We start from the raw sequence: 230 nt of genomic DNA, 5'->3' as shown, positions 1-230 counted from the left end.
GCGCCCAGCGCTCGAAGCTTGTGTTCGAAGTTGTGGTAGCCGCGGTCGATGTGGTAGATGTCGGAGATTTCGGTAACGCCTTCTGCGGCAAGCCCGGCGAGAACAAGTGCGGCGCCTCCCCGTAAATCGGGGGCTTTAACGGGGGCACCGGTAAGCTTTGACACACCGTTTATGATAGCATGGCGACCTTCGGTTTGTACGTCGCTTCCCATCCGGTTGAGTTCATTAAC

At 57.4% G+C, this 230-nt stretch carries 1 protein-coding gene; it reads right to left on the bottom strand.

Annotated elements, in window-relative coordinates:
- A partial coding sequence (locus COY37_RS00990; protein ID WP_502693744.1) for a carboxyvinyltransferase occupies window positions 1–230 on the bottom strand: 230 nt, incomplete at both ends.

This window comes from Candidatus Aquicultor secundus (genome assembly GCF_002791875.1).
In the GTDB taxonomy this organism is placed as follows: Bacteria; Actinomycetota; Aquicultoria; order Aquicultorales; family Aquicultoraceae; genus Aquicultor_A; species Aquicultor_A secundus.
The sequence above is the reverse complement of the archived record's forward strand: the minus strand, read 5'-3'. Positions and strand labels throughout refer to the sequence as shown.